Here is a 19,260-nt window from a genome sequence, read left to right on the forward strand (position 1 = left end):
TACGCCGCGAAAGGCGCGTTGCCGGCAGTTCCAGCCATGCCGGTGTAAGTCTTGTACAGGAAGCCGCCGTCGGGCTGGGCAGAGCCACCTTTGGGCCTGTCGTACCCCCAAGCGAGACGGCTTTGCGTTAAGCTGGCGCCGCCGCCGTCTACTCCGCAGGTCAGAGCTTTGGATCCGTCGTCTCGTCGTCATTGGATCAGCGATCTCAGCAGCAGGATCCGCGCTCGCCCGGCATTGGCCTACAGCCTCGCGCTGCTGGCGTTCGGCCTGGCCCTGGCGGCACGCTTCGCCCTGGTGGACGTCCTGTTGCAGGGCTTTCCCTACCTGACCTTCTTTCCCGCCGTCATCCTGACCGCCTTCTTCTGCGGCAGCGGCGCCGGAACCCTGTGCGCCGTGCTGTCCGGCCTGGCCGCCTGGTACTTCTTCATCCCGCCGGGCTGGACCTTCGTCGTCGGTCCCCAGGGCGCCCTGGCGCTGGCCTTCTATGTGGTCATCGTCAGCGTCGACATCGTGCTGATCCATTACATGCACACGGCCAGCGCCCGGCTGCGCGCCGAGCAGCAGGTGATCCGCGACCTCTACAACGTCCAGACCACGATGTTCCAGGAGTTGCAGCACAGGGTCGCCAACAACATCCAGTTCATCGCCTCGCTGCTCATGCTGCAGCAACTCAAGTTGCCCGGCGACAGCCAGGCGTCCCAGGCCCTGGAGGAGGCTCGCTCGCGGCTGGAGAGCATTTCGCGTATCCACCGGCGCCTGCACGATCCCGCCGATGCGGATCAGCCGGTGGCACACCACCTGCAGCTGCTGACCAGCGATCTGCTGGCCGCCGCGGGACAGGCCAACGTCTCCTGCGCCATCACCGCCGAACCGCTCAATTTCGACCTGCCCCGCCTGACCACCCTGTCGATGCTGGTGGCCGAGGTGGTGACCAACTCCCTCAAGCACGCCTTCGACGCCAGCCAGCGCGGCCTCATCAGCATCAGCCTGCAGCGCGGCGACGACCAGCAGCTGCTGTTGCGTATCGCCGACAACGGCCGCGGCATGCCGCAGCAGTTCAATCCGCGTACCAGCCAGCGCCTGGGCTTCAAGATCATCAACAGCCTGGCCGAACAGCTCGGCGGCGAGGCCCGCTACCGCAACGACAACGGCACCGTGGTCGAGGTACAGCTGGCCGCCTAGGCCCAGGGGGATCGAGTCCACCCGGACGCGCCTAAAACCCTATACAATGCGCGGCTTTTCCAGCCAGGTGCTTCCGTCATGACCGCTTTGCCGCCCTGCCCCCACTGCGCTTCCGAATACACCTACGCCGACGGCGACCAGCTGATCTGCCCGGAATGCGCCCATGAATGGACGCCCGGCGACGCCGGCGCCGCGGACGAGGCCAAGGTGATCCGCGATGCGGTCGGCAATACTCTGCAGGACGGCGATACCGTCAGCGTGATCAAGGACCTCAAGGTCAAGGGCTCGTCGCTGGTGGTCAAGGTCGGCACCAAGGTCAAGAACATCCGCCTGGTCGACGGCGACCACGACATCGACTGCAAGATCGATGGCATAGGTGCGATGAAGCTCAAATCCGAGTTCGTCAAAAAGGTCTGATCGTCGTGCCGGGGTGTTCCCTGGCGGAGCGATGCCCTACCCTTGAGGCTCTTTTTTTCCTGCCAAGGACTCTCCATGTCTCAGCGCTTCCTCCGCCCGGCCCTGTTCCTCGCGCCCCTGCTGCTCGCCGGCCAGGCCTTCGCCCAGTCCGCGCCCAACAACGCCCAGGAACCCCAGCCGTCGGTCACGGAGAAGTATGGCGACTGGCAGGTGATCTGCCGCATCGCCCGCAACGCGGACCGTTCCGTGCAGCTGTGCGCCATCACCCAGCAGAAGGACAGCGCCAAGGGTCAGCGCATGCTGGTCACCGAGCTGCGTCCCAATCGGGAAGGCGTGGATGGCATCCTGGTGCTGCCCTTCGGCGTGGCGGTGACCAAGCCGATCTCGCTGCAGATCGACAAGCGCAGCCTGGAGAATCGGCCCTTCCACACCTGCATCCCCCAGGGCTGCGTGGTGCCGGTGGAATTCGTCGGTGACGTCTTCAAGCAGCTGCAGCGCGGCGGTCGCCTGACCGTGACCACCCCGGTCGCCAATGGCGAGACCGCCAGCGAAAGCCTGTCGCTCAAGGGCTTCTCCAAGGCCTACGACCGCGCCAAGGAACTGACCAAGCCGCTGTAAGGCCCGCTCAGGGCGCTGCCGGCTGCTGGGCCTGCCGCTGGCGGCGCGCTCCACTCTCGACTCTAGGGGACGCCTGGTCGAAGGCGCTACTGCACCGGCAGGAAATTGATGAACAGCAGACTCTGGGCGTAGTTGACGCCGATGCGCCGATAGCGCTCGTCCAGCAACTGGGCGAGTAGGTCCAGGCGAGCGACGATCTTGCCGAATTCGGTGGCGAAGCTGAGGTTGCTGCCCTCCTCCGAGATCTCGTTGGCGAACAGCAGGGGTTCGCCCGCGGCGTTCTTGCGCTGGCCGAGCAGCCAGGTGGCCTTCTCGATGTTGCGCGCGGCGTTGTTGACGAAGCGCGCATCCACCACGTCGGTGATATAGAACTCGGTGCGATTGCCGTGGGCGGCGATGATCATGCTGCCGATGGCATAGATGAAGGCGCCGACGCGATCACCGCGGTAGTCATCACCCAGCACGTAGCTCAGGGCCGCCACGTCCTTGCGTCCGTCCAGCGCCGGCAGGCTGCGCCGCTGTTCGATGGCCATACGGATTTCGCGCTCGGCACTGGCCGCATCGGGCAGCCCGGTCTTTTTCCATTCGGCCGGATTGCGCAGATAGAGCTTGTTCATCAGCAGATAGAGGCTCTGCAGATTGGCCTGCATGGCGAGGGTGGCCATGCGGTCGGAGCTGGTCTGCAGGAATTCGCTGGGGCGGGTCTTGCCGAATTGCCGGGCGATGTCCTGGGCGGACTGACTGGTGCAACCGGTCAGGCTCGCGAGCAGCAGGCCAATCACACACCCGAGACGGGGGACGGCTGTGAAGGGGGTGGCAGACATGGGGACTTCGGCGGCTGGGGGCAGCCGAAGGGTAAAGCCTTCCCTGGCCGGCCTGCTGTGCGGCAGGCCAAGGAATGGGCTTTTCTAGCGGTCAGCCGTTGCTGGGAAAGGCGAATTGCGAAGCCTCCTGGGCCTCGCGCTGCGGCCAGCGCTGGGTGATGGTCTTGCGGCGGGTGTAGAAGCGCACGCCGTCGGGGCCGTAGGCGTGGAGGTCGCCGAACAGCGAGCGTTTCCAGCCGCCGAAGCTGTGATAGGCCACCGGTACCGGCAGGGGTACGTTGATGCCGACCATGCCCACTTCGATCTGATCGGCGAACAGCCGTGCCGCTTCGCCGTCGCGGGTGAAGATGCAGGTGCCGTTGCCGTATTCGTGGGCGTTGATCAGGGCGATGCCCTCTGCAAGGCTCTTGACCCGCACCACGCAGAGCACCGGGCCAAAGATCTCTTCCTTGTAGATGCGCATCTCCGGGGTGACCTGATCGAACAGGCAGCCGCCGAGGAAGAAGCCGTCTTCATGGTCGGCGACCTTGAGGCTGCGGCCGTCCACTACCAGCTTGGCGCCCGCGGCGACGCCGTCGACGACATAGCCGGTGACCTTGTCCAGGTGCGCGCCGGTGACCAGCGGCCCCATGTCCAGGCCGCACTGGGTGCCCGGGCCGACCTTGAGCTTTTCGATCTCCGGCACCAGCCGGGCGATCAGGGCATCGGCGACCTGGTCACCGACGCAGACCGCCACCGAGATGGCCATGCAGCGTTCGCCGCAGGAGCCGTAGGCGGCGCCCATCAGCGCATTGACGGTGTTGCCGAGGTCGGCGTCCGGCATGACCACCGCATGGTTCTTGGCGCCGCCCAGCGCCTGGACGCGCTTGCCCTTGGCGGTGCCGCGGGCATAGATGTATTCGGCGATGGGGGTGGAACCGACAAAGCTCAGCGCCTTGACCTCGGGGGCGTCGATCAGGCCGTCCACGGCTTCCTTGTCGCCATGCACCACGTTGAGCACGCCCTTGGGCAGACCCGCTTCCTCGAACAGCTGGGCGATGGCCAGGGTGGAGCTGGGATCGCGCTCGCTGGGCTTCAGGATGAAGGTGTTGCCGCAGGCGATGGCCAGCGGATACATCCACAGCGGCACCATGGCCGGGAAGTTGAAGGGGGTGATGCCGGCCACCACGCCCAGGGGCTGGAAGTCGGACCAGGTGTCGATGCTCGGACCGGCATTGCGGTTGTATTCGCCCTTGAGCAATTCGGGCGCGGCGGTGGCGTATTCGACGTTCTCGATGCCACGGCGCAATTCGCCGGCGGCGTCTTCCAGGGTCTTGCCGTGCTCTTCGCTGATCAGCTGCACCAGGCGCTCTTCGTTGCTTTCCAGCAGTTGCTTGAAGCGGAACAGCACCTGGGCACGCTTGGCCGGCGGGGTGTTGCGCCAGGCCGGAAAGGCGGCCTGGGCGGCATCGATGGCCTGTTGCAGGGTGGCGGCATCGGCCAGGGGCACTTCGCGGATCACCGCGCCGGTGGAGGGGTTGTAGACCGGTGCGCGGCGGCTGCCGCCGTCGACCAGTTGGCCGCCGATGAGATGCTTGAGGCTCATGAAGGGGACTCCTTGTACAAGAGGCGGGCGCTCCGCGGCGGGAGCGCCGGAAAGGGGATCAGTCGAGGCGATTGAGGACGTCGCCGACGGCGGCGAAGACGCGGTCCAGGTCTTCGATTTTGGCGTTGAAGGTGGGCCCGAATTGCAGGGTGTCGCCGCCGAAGCGGACATAGAAACCGGCCTTCCACAGGGCGATGCCGGCCTCGAACGGGCGGATCACCGCATCGCCATCGCGCGGGGCGAGTTGCAGGGCGCCAGCCAGGCCGCAGTTGCGGATGTCCACCACGTGCTTGGCGCCCTTGAGGCCATGTAGGGAGGCTTCGAACTTGGGCGCCAGCTCGGCGGCCTGTTGCACCAGGTTCTCCCGCTCCATCAGCTCCAGCGCGGCCAGGCCGGCGGCGCAGGCCACCGGATGGGCCGAGTAGGTGTAGCCATGGGGGAATTCCACCATGTGTTCGGGCGTGGCCTGGTTCATGAAGGTGTCGTAGATGGCACTGCTGGCGATCACCGCGCCCAGGGGCACGGCGCCGTTGGTGACCTGCTTGGCCACGTTCATGAGGTCCGGCGTCACGCCGAAGAACTCGGCGCCGGTGTGACGGCCCATGCGGCCAAAGGCGGTGATGACCTCGTCGAAGATCAGCAGGATGTCGTGCTGGGTGCAGATCTCGCGCAGGCGCTGCAGATAGCCCACCGGCGGCACGATCACCCCGGCCGAACCGGACATGGGCTCGACGATGACGGCGGCGATGTTGGAGGCGTCGTGCAGCTCGATCAGCTTGAGCAGTTCGTTGGCCAGCTCCACGCCGCCGGTCTCGGCCATGCCCCTGGTGAAGGCCATACCGGGCTGCAGGGTGTGCGGCAGGTGGTCGACGTCCATGAAGGAGCCATACAGCTTCCGGTTGCCGCCGATGCCGCCCAGGCTGGTGCCGGCGATGTTGACGCCGTGATAGCCACGGGCTCGGCCGATCAGCTTGGTCTTGGCCGGCTGGCCCTTGATGCGCCAGTAGGCCCGCGCCAGCTTGACCGAGGTGTCGGCGCTCTCGGAACCCGAGCCGGTAAAGAAGACATGATCCAGACCTGCCGGGGTCAGTTCGGTCATCTTTTCCGCCAGCTGGAAGGACAGCGGGTGGCCGTACTGGAAGCCCGGCGAATAGTCGAGGGTGCCCAGCTGCCGTGCCACGGCCTCCTGGATCTCCTTGCGCGAGTGACCGGCGCCGCAGGTCCAGAGGCCGGAGAGACTGTCATAGATGCGTCGGCCCTGGTCGTCCGTCAGCCAACTGCCCTCGGCGGCCACCACGATGCGCGGATCCTTCTGGAAGGCGCGATTGGCGGTGAAGGGCATCCAGTGGGCGCGCAGATTGAGCTGGGCGGCGACAGGAGGGGAAACGGTCAGCGGCTGGTTCATGACGGGGTCTCGGGCGGTGAAGTCGAGTCTGCAGAGTGCGCCCGGTTTTGCGTGAGTTAAAGGGTTTTTTTCTCACGCTTGGATATCTTGAAACTCACCTTATTGGCGAGAGTGCTCAACCAATCGAGACTTTCTTGCAGGGGAAAACGTCTCTCATTGAGCGGATACTGGAATGGATGAAACCCCCTTTCCAGAGGCGATCATCCGTGCCAACTCTGCACCGCCGAAACATCTTGAAACCAAGAAAATTGATTAGTAATCAGTGACTTGCCTGAAACACTTTAAGCTGGCCGCCTGCCACCGTAGTCCCGTGGCGCCGAGGCCCCCTCGCCTCACCTCTTTTCCCGGCACGTAGTCCTGCCGGGCGCGGTAGCCTGTCCGCCGTCTCTACCGCGCATTCAATCTTCCGCTTTCGCTAACCCGTGCCCCTCTCCCGAGGCAGAGCGCGTGGTTTACCTATTCCCCAAGGAAACCTCTCCATGCTGATTCAGCTCAACTGGATCCGCGGCCTGGCGGCCGTTCTCATCGTTTTCCATCACATGACCGTGGGCAGCTACCAGACCACCGAACACCAGCAGATCGCCCTGAATCTGCTGTCGCTGGAAACCACCTGCATCTTCGTCACCCTGTCCGGCTTCTTCTTTCGCTACAACCTCGGCAAATACAGCTACCAGGTCTACCTGGGCAAGAAGCTGCAGAACGTCATCCTGCCCTACCTGCTGATCTCGATCCCCGCCGTGCTGCTCTATGTCTCCGGACTCAAGCAGGAGCACGAGTGGATCGACATGAACGCCTTTCATGACTGGCCGCCCTTCGCCCAGACCGCCCTGCTGCTGGCCACCGGCGCCCACCTCGGCCCGCTGTGGTTCATTCCGGCGCTGACCCTGATCTTCCTGCTCGCGCCGGTCCTGGAGTGGATCGTAAAGCGCGGTCTGCTGCCGGCAGCGACCATGGTCGGCCTGCTGTATTTCCTGGTGTCCGACCGTCCCGCCAACGATGCCGATCCGCTGCTGGCGGCGCTGCATTTCCTGCCGATCTACCTCTGCGGCATGCTGGCCTGCGAACAGCGCGAGCGCCTGCAACGACCCCAGGCGCGCTACTGGCTGCTGGCGGCCCTGGTACTGCTGAGTGGCGCGGCGGTGCTCGACAGCGCCTTCTACGGCCTGCAGAAACTGGTGCTGTGCCTGCTGCTGTTCGCCGTCTTCAGCCAGCGGGTCAAGACGCCGGAACGTGCCGACAGCCGCCTGACCAGGGGCATGGCCCTGCTCGGCGCCTACAGCTTCGCCATCTACTTCCTGCACGGCTACCTGGCTGGCGCCTACCGGGTGTTGGGGCGCCTGCTGGGTGAGCAGAATTTCGCCCAGTACCTGGGGACCCGCCTGTGCCTGACGCTGATCACGCTGCTCTCCTGCATCGCCGCGGTCTGGGTGGTCAAGCAGGTCACCCAGCAGCGCAGCCGGGTGCTGATCGGCGCCTGAAGCCGGTCGCTGGCGCCGCTCCCGACGGCGCCTTATGCTGTGCCGCATTTGCGGTGGCAGCCATGAAGACGACGCGCAAGGCCCTGCTCGCCCAGGTCGGCGATTTCGAGATCCGCCTGCTGCGACTGTTCAAGACCGTGGTGGAATGCGGCAGCTTCACCGCTGCCGAAGGCCGGCTGGGCATCACCCGCTCGGCCATCAGCCTGCACATGAACGATCTGGAAAAACGCCTTGGCATGCGCCTCTGCCAGCGCGGGCGCGCCGGTTTCTCCCTGACCGACGAAGGCCGCGAGGTGCTCAAGGCGAGCCAGTCGCTGTTCGCCGCCCTGGAAGGCTTTCGCAGCGAGGTCAACCAGTTGCACCAGCACCTGCGCGGCGAGCTGAACCTGGGCATCATCAACAACCTGGTGACCCAGCCGCGCATGCGCATCACCCATGCCCTGGCCGCGCTCAAGCGCGCCGCGCCGGGGGTGGTGGTCAACATCGGCATGACCCTGCCCGGCGAAATCGAGACCGGCGTGCTCGACGGCCACCTGCACCTGGGCGTGCTGCCGCTGATCAACGCCCTGGCCGGGCTGGACTACCTGCCGCTCTACGAAGAGCGCGCCCTGCTCTATTGCAGCCGGGCCCATCCACTGTTCGCGGTGGCCGATGCGGCGCTGGACGAGAGCGTCCTGGCCGCCCAGGACGCGGTCGGCCCCAATCATCTGCTCAACCAGGACGGCCACGAGCGCCATGCCGCGCTGAATTGCACGGCGCGGGCCTCGGATCGCGAAGGCGTGGCCTTCCTTATCCTCACCGGCTGCTACATCGGCTACCTGCCCGACCACGTGGCCCAGCCCTGGGTGGTGCAAGGACAACTGCGCGCCCTCAATCCCGAACGCTTCCATTTCGACACCACCCTGGCCGCCGTCACCCGCAAGGGTCGGCGACCGAATCTGGTGCTGGAGCGCTTTCTCGAAGCCCTGGCCGAAACGGTCTAGTTGGCGCTGCGGGTCGGACGGACGACGATCTCGTTGACGTCCACGTCGTCCGGCTGCTCGATGGCGTAGCGCACCGCGCGGCCGATGGCATCGGGTTGCAGGGCGATGGCGCGGTAGCTGTCCATCATCGCCCGGGCGGCGGGATCGGTGATGGTGGAGGCCAGCTCGCTTTCCACCACGCCCGGATGGATGCAGGTGACCCGCAGATCTTCACGTTCCTGGCGCAGGCCTTCGGAGATCGCCCGCACCGCATGCTTGGTGGCGCAATAGACCGCCGCCGTGGGCACCACCGACAGGGCGCCGATGGAGCCCAGGTTGATGATGTGTCCGGCGCCGCGGGCGGTGAATTCCGGCAGCACCGCGGCGATGCCGTTGAGCACGCCCTTGATGTTGACGTCGACCATCTGCATCCACTCTGCGGTCTTGAGCGAGGCCAGGGGCGACAGCGGCATGATGCCGGCGTTGTTGACGATGACGTCCACCCGGCCCCAGCGTTCGCGCGCCGCTTGGGCGAAGGCGGCCACGTCGGCGCTGTCGGTGACGTCCAGTCGGCGGCAGGCGGCCTCGCCGCCCGCGGCGTTGATCTCGGCCGCCAGGGCCTCCAGCCGTTCGCGGCGGCGGGCGCCGAGCAGGAGCTTGCAGCCGGCCGCGCCCAGTTCGCGCGCGATGCCCGCACCTATGCCACTGGAAGCGCCGGTGATGAGTACGACCTTGTCGATAGCCATGGAGTGTTCCTCTCGAAATGGGATGGTTTGCCCGGACGATCTGCTCGTCGGCTGCGTGCTTTGTCAGCACGGCGCCCTTACAGGCTTGCCACCACCTTAGCGAGGGGCCATTGTCGTGATAACTCCCCCTTCCCTGACTGCCATGGTTAGCTGGACTTACCAATGCCTACCGATCTGAATCTGCTCAAGGTCTTCACCGTGGTGGCCACGGCCGAGAATTTTCGTGTGGCGGCCGATCGCCTGGGCGTCAGTCGCTCGGCGGTCAGCCAGGCCATTCGCCGTCTGGAAGACGAATTGGGCAGTTCACTGGTCCAGCGCACCACCCGCAGCGTGCGTCTTACCGAAGCGGGCGAACGCCTGCAGCGACAGGTCGCCGGACCCCTGGCCGGGCTGCTGGGTGCCCTGGAAGACGCCAGTCACGCCGGCCCTCCGCGCGGATTGTTGCGGGTCGCGGTCACCTCCATCGCCGAGCGCTTTCTCGACGGGCCGTTGCTGGCCAGCTTTGTCGAGGCCTATCCGGAGGTGACCCTGGACATCACCGTCACCGACGAGGAATTCGATATCGTCGCGCGGGGTTTCGATGCCGGCGTGCGACTGGGCGAGGTGATCGAGCAGGACATGATCGCCATCCCGGTGACCGGGGCGCAGCGCGAGGTGGCGGTGGCGACGCCGGCCTACTTCGCCCGCCACGGGCGGCCGCGGCACCCGCGCGACCTGGCGGACCACCGCTGCATCGGCTGGCGTCCGGCTCCGGAGGTGGCGCCCTGGCGCTGGGAATTCAGCGAGGACGGCCGCGCCTTCGACGTGGCCGTTTCGCCGCGGATCACCACCAACGACATGCTGCTGATGGTGCGCACCGCCCTGGCCGGCGGCGGCATCACCTTTGGCATGGAGGACACCTTCCGGCCCTATCTGGCGCGTGGCGAACTGGAGCGGGTGCTGGACGACTATCTGCCGCCCTTTCCCGGCTTCTACCTCTACTATCCGAACCGCCACAACCTGGCGCCCAAGCTGCGGGCACTGGTGGAGCATGTGCGGGGGTTTAGGGAGCAGAAGGAGGGGTAGCGCGGGGTTTGGGCTACCCTCACCCCGGCCCTCTCCCGGAGGGAGAGGGGGCGCCCGCCTGATACCGCGTAGCGTGGAAAACGTCGCAGCCTTTTCCACCTGAAGCTAATTCAGACCTGTCGGGCCTCGGCGATGGAGCCGCCGCAACCCAACCTACGCACCCTGTAGGTTGGGTTGAGCACAGCGAAGCCCAATATCACCCATCAGGCCGTAGCGCGGAAAACGGCGCAGCCTTTTCCACCTAGAGCTAAGGCCAACCCTGTTGGGCCTCGGCGATGGAGCCGCCGCAACCCAACCTACGCACCCTGTAGGTGGGTTGAGCACAGCGAAGCCCAACATCACCCATCAGGCCGTAGCGTGGAAAACGGCGCAGCCTTTTCCACCTGAAGCTAATTCAGACCTGTTGGGCTTCGACGGTGGAGCTGTCTCAACCCAACCTACAGGACAAGCAGGTTGGGTTGAGCACAGCGAAGCCCAACCTCACCAACCAGCCATCAGGCCCCCAGGATCCACTGATCGATGGCCTGGGCCAGGCCATCTTCCTGGTTGCTGGCCGTCACCCGGTCGGCTGCTTCGCGCACCGCCGCCCCGGCCTGGCCCATGGCGATGGCCAGGCCCGCCTGGCGGAACATGGGCACGTCGTTGCTGCCATCGCCGATGGCCGCGGTGCGCGCCACGGGCACGCCCGCGGCCTGGGCCAGTTCGATCAGGGCGTCGCCCTTGTTGGCCTTGGGATGGGTGATGTCCAGGTAATAGAGCTGGGAGCGCAGCACCGTGGCACCCTCCCCCAATCGCTCACCCAGTTCGCCCTCCAGGGCTTCCAGGCCGGCGTGATCGCTGCCGGCGGCGACGATCTTGTCGACGCGATCCAGGTAGGGTTCGAAGGAGTCCACCACGGTCGGTCCATAGCCCAGTGCCCGGGTCTCGCGGGGGACGTAGGGCCCCTCCCCGTCGCGGGTCAGCCAGAGGTCGTCGGCGAACAACCAGACTTCGAAGGCCTCGCGATCCAGGCGCTCCAGCACCTGGCGCGTCACCTGCTCGGCCAGGCGGTGGGCGCGGATCAGGGCGCCGTCCGCTTCCACCAGATTGCCGCCGTTGAAACCGGCCACCGCCTGGTCAATGCCCAGTTGCCGCACCAGCGGCAGTAGCGCCCGTGGCGGGCGGCTGCTGACCAGGGTGATGGCCTTGCCGGCCGCCTGCAGGCGCTTTACCGCGGCGATCACCGCCTCGCTCAGGCTTTTGTCGTCACGCACCAGGGTGCCGTCGATATCCGACACCAGCAGGTCGATGGGGGTCAGGTCAGCGGATGCCATGAGCGGCCGTCCTTCTGCAGGAGTTCATCGGCACCGGCGGGACCGGCACTGCCCGCGGCGTAGCTTTCCACTGCGCCGCCCTGTTGCCAGGCGTCGAGGAAGGGTTGCACGGCGCGCCAGCCGTTCTCGATGTTGTCGGCGCGCTGGAACAGGGTCTGGTCGCCGATCAGGGAGTCGTAGATCAGGGTTTCGTAGCCGGTGGAGGGCTGCATCTCGAAGAAATCGCTATAGGCGAAGCCCATGCGGATGTTCTCCAGTTCCACCAGGGGTCCCGGGCGCTTGGCATGGAAGTCGAACCACATGCCTTCGTCGGGCTGGATCTGGATGATCAGGTAGTTGGGCCGCATCCGGTCGATCTTGGTGTCGCGGAACTGGGCATAGGGCGCATGCTTGAAGCAGATGGCGATCTCGGTATCACGCGCGGTCAGGCGCTTGCCAGTGCGCAGGTAGAAAGGCACCCCGGCCCAGCGCCAGTTGTCGACGAACAGCTTGAGCGCCACATAGGTCTCGGTCTGGCTCTCGGGATCGACCCGCTCTTCCTCGCGATAGCCTTTGACGGGCTTGTCGTTCATCGTCCCGGCGGCGTACTGGCCACGTACCGAGTTGGCCAGGGCCTCCTCGGTGGTCTGGGGACGGATGGCGCCGACCACCTTGGCCTTCTCGTCGCGCACCGAGGTGGCGTTGAAGGAGGCCGGCGGCTCCATGGCGACCATGGCCAGCAGCTGGAACAGGTGGTTGGGCACCATGTCCCTGAGGGTGCCGGTCTTTTCGTAGAAATCGCCCCGCGACTCCACGCCCACGGTCTCGGCCGCGGTGATCTGCACATGGTCGATGTAGTGGTTGTTCCAGAACGACTCGAACAGGGCGTTGGAGAAACGGCTGACCAGGATGTTCTGCACCGTCTCCTTGCCCAGGTAGTGGTCGATTCTATAGATCTGCTTTTCCTCCATGTTCGCCAGCAGGCGCTGGTTGAGCGCCTGGGCACTGGCCAGGTCGGCGCCAAAGGGCTTTTCCACCACCAGCCGGCGGTAGGCGTCTTCACGCTCTTCCAGCAGCCCGGCCTTGCCCAGGCGCTCGGCGACGTCGCCGAAGAAGCGCGCGGCGGTGGCCAGGTAGAAGACGGCATTGTCGGTGTCGGCCTGGGCGATGCGCTCGGCCACCGCCTGGTAGGTGGCGTCTTCGAGGAAGTCGCCTTGCAGATAGCGGATGCGCCCGCGCAGCTGGCCCCAGAGATCGGCATCCAGCGCCTCGTCCCGGGACTTGCCCTTGGCTTCGGCCTGGTCGCGGATGAAGGCTTCCAGCCGGTCGGCGAAACCTTCGTCGGTGTTGGGGTTGTGATCGACGCCGATGATCTGGGTACGGTCGTCGAGCAGACCGTCACGCAGGAGGTTGTACAGCGAAGGGATCAGCAGTCGCTTGACCAGGTCGCCATTGGCGCCGAACAGAAAGAGCGTGGCCGGCGGTGCGGTGGGCGCCTTGGTGCAGGAGCGGCGCTCCTGGGCGGCGGTGCTGGGGGTGACGGCAGGAGAATCGGTCATGACAGGGCCTTATCCGCGAGGGCGGCTGATGCCGTCCCCCGGGACGCGGCCCGTGGCCGCTCCGCAGGGGAACGGCCGGGGTTTTATTGCGGGATTTCGACGTGGCCGCCGAAGCCGAATCTCATGGCCGACAGCAGCTTGTCGGCGTAGGTGGCTTGCTGGCGGGAGCGGAAACGCGCATAGAGGGCGGCGGACAGGACGTTGACCGGTACCGCTTCCTCGATGGCCGCCTCGATGGTCCAGCGACCTTCGCCGCTGTCGGCCACGGAGCCGGAGAATTTCTCCAGGGCGACGTCGCCGGCCAGGGCCTGGGCGGTCAGGTCCAGCAACCAGGAGGACACCACGCTGCCACGTCGCCAGACCTCGGCGATGTCGGCCAGGTCCAGGTCGAAACGCTCGTCTTCCGGCAGCTTGTCGCTGTTCTTCATCTTGAGGATGTCGAAGCCTTCGGCATAGGCCTGCATCAGGCCGTATTCGATGCCGTTGTGCACCATCTTGACGAAGTGACCGGAACCGGCCGGACCGGTGAAGATGAAGCCGCGCTCGGCACGCTCGTCCGGGGCGTTGCGGCCACGGGTACGCTCGATGCTGCCATAACCGGGGGCCAGGGCTTCGAAGATGGGCTCCAGGCGCTCGACGGCTTCGGACTTGCCGCCGATCATCATGCAGTAGCCGCGCTCCAGGCCCCAGACGCCACCGGAGGTGCCGACGTCGACGTAGTCGATGCCCTTCTCGGCCAGGGTCTTGGCACGACGGATGTCGTCCTTGTAGTAGGTGTTGCCACCATCGATGATGACGTCGCCGGGAGCCAGGCGGTCGGCCAGCTCGGCGATGGTCTGCTCGGTCGGCTCGCCGGCCGGCAGCATGACCCAGATGGCCCGCGGCTGAGCCAGGGCGGCGATGACACCGTCCAGGCTGTCGGCGGTGACGGCGCCTTCCTTGCCGAGGCCAGCCACGGTTTCGGCACTGCGGTCATAGACCGCGACTTCATGCCCATGCTTCATCAAACGCCGTGCGATGTTGCCGCCCATGCGGCCCAGTCCGATGATTCCCAATTGCATGCTGATGACTCCTTGAGGTCAGGCGACCGCCGCCTCGACCAGTTCGACGATTTGTTGCAGGCCGGCGTCGATGTCGCCGCCCTTGATATGCACGCGCAGGTAGCGCCGTCCCCGTTCGGCCAGCACCTCGAGGTCACCCTTGGCCTGGGCGGCCTCGACGACACCAAAGCTCAGACTCCGCCCTGGAATCTCCAGGTCGTTCTGGGCATCGGCGGTAATCTGGATGAACACACCCGAGTTCGGACCGCCCTTGTAGGCCTGTCCGGTGGAGTGCAGAAAGCGGGGGCCGAAGCCGCCGACGGTCGCTACGCGCTTGCTGTCGCGAATGCTATCACGCATGGCGCTCAAGGCCTCCTCATGCACGGCATTGCGCTCGAGATAGGCCAGCACGGCGAGGTAATCGCCAGGCTGCAGGCGCGCCAGGTGCGCCTTGATCGCCGCGCGGGCGGTGTCCTGCCCCTGCAGGTCGGCATCGCCGAACAGGGCCAGGGTACCCTCCTCCAGCAACGGCTCGTCGCCGGCCAGACGCCCTTCGCGTTCGTAGCCGTCGGTAAGGGCGCGGGTCTTGATCTTGCTGGCTTCCACGTCGGGCTGATCGAAGGGATTGATGCCGATGACGGCACCGGCCACCTCGGTCGCCACCTCCCAACGGAAGAATTCCTGGCCGATCAGTTCGGCGCGGACGAGACGGATGTCCACCACCGGATGCCCGGCTGCGGCCAGGGCCTGCAGGCGACGGTCGCGCTCGGCGTCTTCTTCGCCCGCCAGCACCAGGCTGACGAACACCCGATCCGCCCCATAGACGGCTGGCTCGCCGAGCGGCTCCAGGTCCACCGGGATGATGCCCTTGCCCTGCTTGCCGGTGCTCTCGGCGAGCAACTGCTCCAGCCAGGCGCCCAGGCTGGCGACACCCGGCGAGGCGATCAGGGTGACCTTGTCGCGTCCGGCACGCACCGCCTCGCCCAGGACCACGCCCAGGCGGATGCCGGGATTGATGGCCGGTGGCGCACTGGGGCTGCAGGCCAGCACCATGGGCTGGGTCACCTGGAAGAAATCGGCCACCGAATGGCCGAGCAGCGCCAGGGGCACCATGCCAAATACCGACAGCACCGAATAGCGTCCACCGATATGGGGATCGCCCTGGAAAATAGCCCGGTAGCCCTCGGCCGTGGCACTGGCTTCGAGCTTGGAGCCGGGATCGGTAATGGCGACGAAGCGCCGCTGGGCTGCTTCCGCACCCAGGGCCTGCTCGACGGCCTTGTGGAAATAGGCGCGCAGGATTTCTGGCTCCAGGGTCGAGCCGGATTTGCTCGAAACCAGGAACAGCGTCCGGTGCAGGTCCAGTTGCTCTTCCAGGGCGGCGATCTGCGCCGGATCGGTGGAATCGAGCACCTTGAGCGTGAGCCCGCCTGGCGCGGTGCCCAGGGTATTGGCCAGCACCTCCGGACCCAGGCTCGAACCGCCCATGCCCAGCAGCACCACGGTATCCAGGCCCTCTTGCCGGGCCGCTTCCGCCAGGGCTGCCAAGGCTTTGGGGTCAGCCTGACGGCCCTGGGCCGCGGCCAGCCAGCCGACCCACTGGTCTTCGTCGCGACCGGTCCAGAGCGAGGCATCGCCCTGCCACAGCCTACGGGACCAGCCTTCACGGCGTGCCTCGTCGAGACGCTTTTCCACCGCTTCATTCAGCGCATCGGGCAGGCGATAGTCCGCGGTATTCAGGCGCTCACCCAGGAAATCGAGGCGCTTCTGGCCGACCGCGCCCAGCAGCGCATCGGCGGCGTCCTCGAACTGGCGGGCACCGTCTTTGACCAGCCGCTTGGCCACGCCATCCAGGTCCAGCCCGAAACGGGCCGTCGCATCCACCACGCGCTGCGCGGCTTCGATGTCGGTGCTCAGCATGGGAGCCGCCGTGCCATGGTCACGGAAGGCGTCCATGGTCTTGGGCGGCATGGTGTTTACGGTATCCGGCCCGATCAGTTGGTCGACATAGAGGGTATCGGGATAGGCCGGATCCTTGGAGCCGGTGGAGGCCCACAGCAGACGCTGCGGGCGCGCGCCCTTGGCTTCCAGGACCTTCCAGCGCGGCGACTGGATCAGCCGCTGGTAGTCCTGATAGGCCAGCTTGGCGTTGGCGATGGCGACCTTGCCACGCAGCCCGCCCAGCTCGGCGTCCTCGCCCTTGCGCTCGTCGATCAGCTTGTCCAGCACGCCATCGACCCGGCTGATGAAGAAGCTCGCCACGCTGGCGAGACGGGAGATGTCTTCACCGCGATGCAGGCGGGCTTCCAGACCGGCGATATAGGCTTCCGCCACCGCCATGTAGGCGTTGCGATCAAACAGCAGGGTCACATTGACGTTGATCCCCTCTTCGATCAGCTTGCGGATGGCCACGGCACCCTCGGGCGTACCCGGCACCTTGACCATGAGATTGGGTCGGTCCACCGCCTGCCAGAGGCGGCGCGCCTCTTCCAGGGTGGCCCGGGTATCCAGCGCCAGATAGGGCGAGACCTCGAGGCTCACGTAGCCATCGCGGCCTTCGAGGCGATCGTAGACCGGCCGCAGGATGTCGGCGGCCTGCTGGATGTCCTCGATGGCCAGATGCTCATAGACATCCACCGGCTCGGCATCGGCCTTTTCCAGAAAAGCCTCGAGGCTGGCGTCGTAGTCGCTGCCGTGCCCCATGGCCTTCTCGAAGATCGACGGGTTGGAGGTGACGCCGGTGAGGCCGTCACGTTCGATCAGCTTCTGCAGTTCACCCTTGGCGAGGAACTCGCGGCTGACGAAATCGAGCCAGACCGCCTGGCCCTGCTCCGTCAGCTGTTTGAGTGGATTGCTCATGTGGCGCTCCCCTGACGTTGCGCCTGCTCCTTGGCCAGCTTGACCACGTTGTCCACGGTGTAGCCATATTTGGCCTGCAGCTTGCCGATGGGCGCCGAGGCCCCGAAGGTGCTCATGGTCACCGAGGCGCCCTTGCGACCGATATAGCGCTCCCAGCCAAGGGGACCGGCCTGCTCGATGGCGACCCGGCCCAGCACCTCATCGGGCAGCACGGACTGCTTGTAAGCCTCGTCCTGCTCTTCGAACAACTCCCAGCAGGGCATGGAAACCACTCGTGCCTTCACCCCTTCGCCCTTGAGCTGCTCATAAGCCTGCATCGCCAGGCCCAATTCACTGCCGGTAGCCATAAGGATGACCTGGGGCTTACCGCCCTCGGCATCGGCCACCACGTAGGCACCCTGAGCGACCCCTTCGGCACTGGCGTACTTCGAACGATCCAGGGTCGGCAGCGGCTGGCGCGACAGCACCATGCAGGAGGGTCTATTGGTCTGCTGCAGGGCGATCTTCCAGGCCTGCACGGCTTCGTTGGCATCGCCCGGACGCAGGGTCAGCAGGCCCGGGGTGGCGCGCAGCTGCGCCAGGTGCTCGATGGGCTGGTGGGTCGGGCCGTCTTCGCCAACGCCGATGGAGTCGTGGGTGAAGACGAACACCACGGGCAGCTCCATGATGGATGCCAGGCGGATCGGCGGCTTCATGTAGTCGCTGAACACCAGGAAGGTGGCGGTGAAGCTGCGCAGGTAGCAGAGCGCCATGCCATTGGCGATGGAGCCCATGGCATGCTCGCGGATGCCGAAATGCATGTTGCGCCCCGCAGGCTCCCGCGCGGAGAAGCTGCCGGCGCCGTCGAACTTGAGGTTGGTCTTGGTGGACGGCGCCAGGTCGGCGGCCCCCCCGACCAGCCAGGGGATCTGTTCCGCGAAGGCATTGAGCGCCTTGCCGCCGGATTCGCGAGAGGCCACGCCCTTGGCGTCGGCGTCGAAGCTGGGCAGCTTGGCGTCCCAACCCTCCGGCATCTCGCCGGCACGCATACGCTGGAGCTCGTCGGCACGGCGCGGATCGTCCTGGCGCAGACGGTCGAAGGCGCGATTCCAGTCTTCGTAGAGGCCGCTGGCACGCTCCAGCAGGGCATCCCGCAGGTGATGACGGGCTTCGTCGGGCACCAGGAAGTCGGCATCTTCCGGCCAGCCATAGGCCTTCTTCGCCAGCTTGATCTCGTCCGCGCCCAACGGCTCGCCGTGGGCCGCCGCGGTGTTCTGCTTGTTGGGTGCGCCATAGCCGATCAGGCTGTCGACCACGATCAGGGTCGGCTTGCCGGTGTTGCCCTTGAAGCGATGCAGGGCGGCGGCCAGGGCCTCGGCGTCGTTGGCATCCTTGACGTGCAGGGTGTGCCAGCCATAGCCACGGAAGCGCTCGGCCACGTCTTCGCTGAAGGCCAGCTCGGTGTGGCCCTCGATGCTGATGGTGTTGTTGTCGTAGATCCAGCAGAGGTTGTCCAGGCCCAGGTGGCCGGCCATGGACGCTGCCTCGCCGGTGACCCCTTCCATCATGTCGCCGTCGCCGCAGAGGACGTAGACGTCATAGTCGAACAGGGTCACGCCCGGCTGATTGAAACGCGCCGCCAGCCACTTCTGCGCCAGTGCCATGCCGACGCTGTTGCCGCAGCCCTGCCCCAGCGGACCGGTGGTGGTCTCGATGCCGGTGGTCATGCGGTACTCGGGGTGGCCCGGGGTCTTGGAATCCAGCTGGCGGAACTGCTTGATGTCCTCGAGGCTGACCGCTTCCTTGCCGGTCGCGGTGCCGTGCTCGTCGATCTCCTTGACGCCTGCGAGATGCAGCAGCGAATAGAGCAGCATTGAGGCATGGCCGACCGACAGCACGAAGCGGTCGCGGTTGGGCCAGTCCGGATGCTCGGGGTGATAGCGGAGGAAGCGGCTCCACAGCGTATGGCCGACCGGGGCCAGGGCCATCGGCGTACCAGGGTGGCCGGAATTGGCCTTCTGTACCGCATCCATGGACAGGGTACGGATGGTATTGATGGTCAATAGGTCGGCGTTGGAGCTGGAAGGTGCGGTGGAACCCATGGCAAGCGTCCTCGTGCTGGCAGGCGCGCCACCCGCGGCAAAAACGGCAAGCACCGTCCATGAAACCGTTTTCAGCACAAGCAGCGCCTAGGAGAAGAAAGCAAAGCGGCCGGACGGGGTCCGGGACGGCGGGGGCAAGCTTCCTCT

General features: G+C 66.1%; 15 protein-coding genes. 6 read left to right on the plus strand and 9 right to left on the minus strand.

From position 1 onward, the window contains the following. Positions 1 to 168 precede the first annotated feature (168 nt). The 3 genes from PSK12I2_RS0108125 (at position 169) to PSK12I2_RS0108135 (ending at position 2,217) form a co-directional block, all read left to right on the plus strand. The gene (locus PSK12I2_RS0108125) at positions 169 to 1,182 is read left to right on the plus strand and encodes a sensor histidine kinase (protein WP_027597995.1); all 1,014 of its coding nucleotides are present in this window, start codon (positions 169 to 171) and stop codon (positions 1,180 to 1,182) included. A 78-nt stretch (positions 1,183 to 1,260) separates the two neighbouring features. Next, on the plus strand, positions 1,261 to 1,599 hold the full coding sequence (locus PSK12I2_RS0108130; protein ID WP_027597996.1) for a zinc ribbon domain-containing protein YjdM: 339 nt from the start codon (positions 1,261 to 1,263) through the stop codon (positions 1,597 to 1,599). Between the two features lie 75 nt (positions 1,600 to 1,674). Then, positions 1,675 to 2,217 (plus strand): invasion associated locus B family protein, encoded by a 543-nt coding sequence (locus tag PSK12I2_RS0108135; protein WP_007160408.1) that lies wholly within the window; start codon positions 1,675 to 1,677, stop codon positions 2,215 to 2,217. Between the two features lie 86 nt (positions 2,218 to 2,303). On the opposite strand, the gene PSK12I2_RS0108140 is transcribed toward PSK12I2_RS0108135, so the two are convergent. The 3 genes from PSK12I2_RS0108140 to PSK12I2_RS0108150 form a co-directional block, all read right to left on the minus strand. Continuing rightward, positions 2,304 to 3,041 carry a hypothetical protein gene (locus PSK12I2_RS0108140; protein WP_027597997.1) on the minus strand — a complete coding sequence of 246 codons (738 nt, stop codon included), beginning with the start codon at positions 3,039 to 3,041 and terminating at the stop codon, positions 2,304 to 2,306. A 91-nt stretch (positions 3,042 to 3,132) separates the two neighbouring features. Continuing rightward, positions 3,133 to 4,626 carry a CoA-acylating methylmalonate-semialdehyde dehydrogenase gene (locus PSK12I2_RS0108145; RefSeq protein WP_027597998.1) on the minus strand — a complete coding sequence of 498 codons (1,494 nt, stop codon included), beginning with the start codon at positions 4,624 to 4,626 and terminating at the stop codon, positions 3,133 to 3,135. 58 nt (positions 4,627 to 4,684) lie between these two features. Then, positions 4,685 to 6,031: an aspartate aminotransferase family protein gene (locus PSK12I2_RS0108150; RefSeq protein ID WP_027597999.1), complete on the minus strand. Its 1,347-nt coding sequence runs from the start codon at positions 6,029 to 6,031 to the stop codon at positions 4,685 to 4,687. A 479-nt stretch (positions 6,032 to 6,510) separates the two neighbouring features. Here PSK12I2_RS0108150 and PSK12I2_RS0108155 point away from each other — a divergent pair, with 479 nt between their 5' ends. Both PSK12I2_RS0108155 and PSK12I2_RS0108160 read left to right on the plus strand, forming a co-directional pair. Continuing rightward, positions 6,511 to 7,509: an acyltransferase gene (locus PSK12I2_RS0108155; protein WP_027598000.1), complete on the plus strand. Its 999-nt coding sequence runs from the start codon at positions 6,511 to 6,513 to the stop codon at positions 7,507 to 7,509. Between the two features lie 62 nt (positions 7,510 to 7,571). Then, positions 7,572 to 8,492, plus strand: coding sequence for a LysR family transcriptional regulator (locus PSK12I2_RS0108160; RefSeq protein ID WP_027598001.1), 921 nt, complete (start codon positions 7,572 to 7,574; stop codon positions 8,490 to 8,492). On the opposite strand, the gene PSK12I2_RS0108165 is transcribed toward PSK12I2_RS0108160, so the two are convergent. Further along, positions 8,489 to 9,217, minus strand: a complete 729-nt coding sequence (locus PSK12I2_RS0108165) for an SDR family oxidoreductase (RefSeq protein ID WP_027598002.1) — start codon at positions 9,215 to 9,217, stop codon at positions 8,489 to 8,491. The two genes, PSK12I2_RS0108160 and PSK12I2_RS0108165, sit on opposite strands and share 4 nt — an antisense overlap. Positions 9,218 to 9,379: 162 nt before the next feature. On the opposite strand from PSK12I2_RS0108165, the gene PSK12I2_RS0108170 reads away from it, so the two are divergent. Then, positions 9,380 to 10,282 carry a LysR family transcriptional regulator gene (locus PSK12I2_RS0108170; protein WP_027598003.1) on the plus strand — a complete coding sequence of 301 codons (903 nt, stop codon included), beginning with the start codon at positions 9,380 to 9,382 and terminating at the stop codon, positions 10,280 to 10,282. Between the two features lie 494 nt (positions 10,283 to 10,776). On the opposite strand, the gene PSK12I2_RS0108175 is transcribed toward PSK12I2_RS0108170, so the two are convergent. The 5 genes from PSK12I2_RS0108175 to tkt all read right to left on the minus strand — a co-directional run bounded on the left by PSK12I2_RS0108175 (position 10,777) and on the right by tkt (position 19,113). Further along, positions 10,777 to 11,595 (minus strand): Cof-type HAD-IIB family hydrolase, encoded by an 819-nt coding sequence (locus PSK12I2_RS0108175; protein WP_027598004.1) that lies wholly within the window; start codon positions 11,593 to 11,595, stop codon positions 10,777 to 10,779. Further along, entirely contained in the window at positions 11,577 to 13,133 is a 1,557-nt protein-coding gene (gene zwf, locus PSK12I2_RS0108180) for a glucose-6-phosphate dehydrogenase (RefSeq protein ID WP_027598005.1), read from the minus strand. Before zwf ends, PSK12I2_RS0108175 begins: the two co-directional genes overlap by 19 nt. Before the next feature lie 83 nt (positions 13,134 to 13,216). Beyond that, positions 13,217 to 14,194 carry a phosphogluconate dehydrogenase (NAD(+)-dependent, decarboxylating) gene (gnd, locus tag PSK12I2_RS0108185; protein ID WP_007160419.1) on the minus strand — a complete coding sequence of 326 codons (978 nt, stop codon included), beginning with the start codon at positions 14,192 to 14,194 and terminating at the stop codon, positions 13,217 to 13,219. Positions 14,195 to 14,212: 18 nt separating this feature from the next. Further along, a complete protein-coding gene (locus tag PSK12I2_RS0108190; protein ID WP_027598006.1) occupies positions 14,213 to 17,032 on the minus strand; it encodes a bifunctional transaldolase/phosoglucose isomerase in 2,820 nt (939 codons plus the stop codon). Beyond that, positions 17,029 to 19,113, minus strand: a complete 2,085-nt coding sequence (gene tkt / locus PSK12I2_RS0108195; protein WP_027598007.1) for a transketolase — start codon at positions 19,111 to 19,113, stop codon at positions 17,029 to 17,031. Before tkt ends, PSK12I2_RS0108190 begins: the two co-directional genes overlap by 4 nt. Between the last annotated feature and the right edge of the window lie 147 nt (positions 19,114 to 19,260).

Origin of the sequence: Pseudomonas sp. MOIL14HWK12:I2 (assembly GCF_000510745.1) — a bacterium.
GTDB lineage: Bacteria > Pseudomonadota > Gammaproteobacteria > Pseudomonadales > Pseudomonadaceae > Chryseomonas > Chryseomonas oryzihabitans.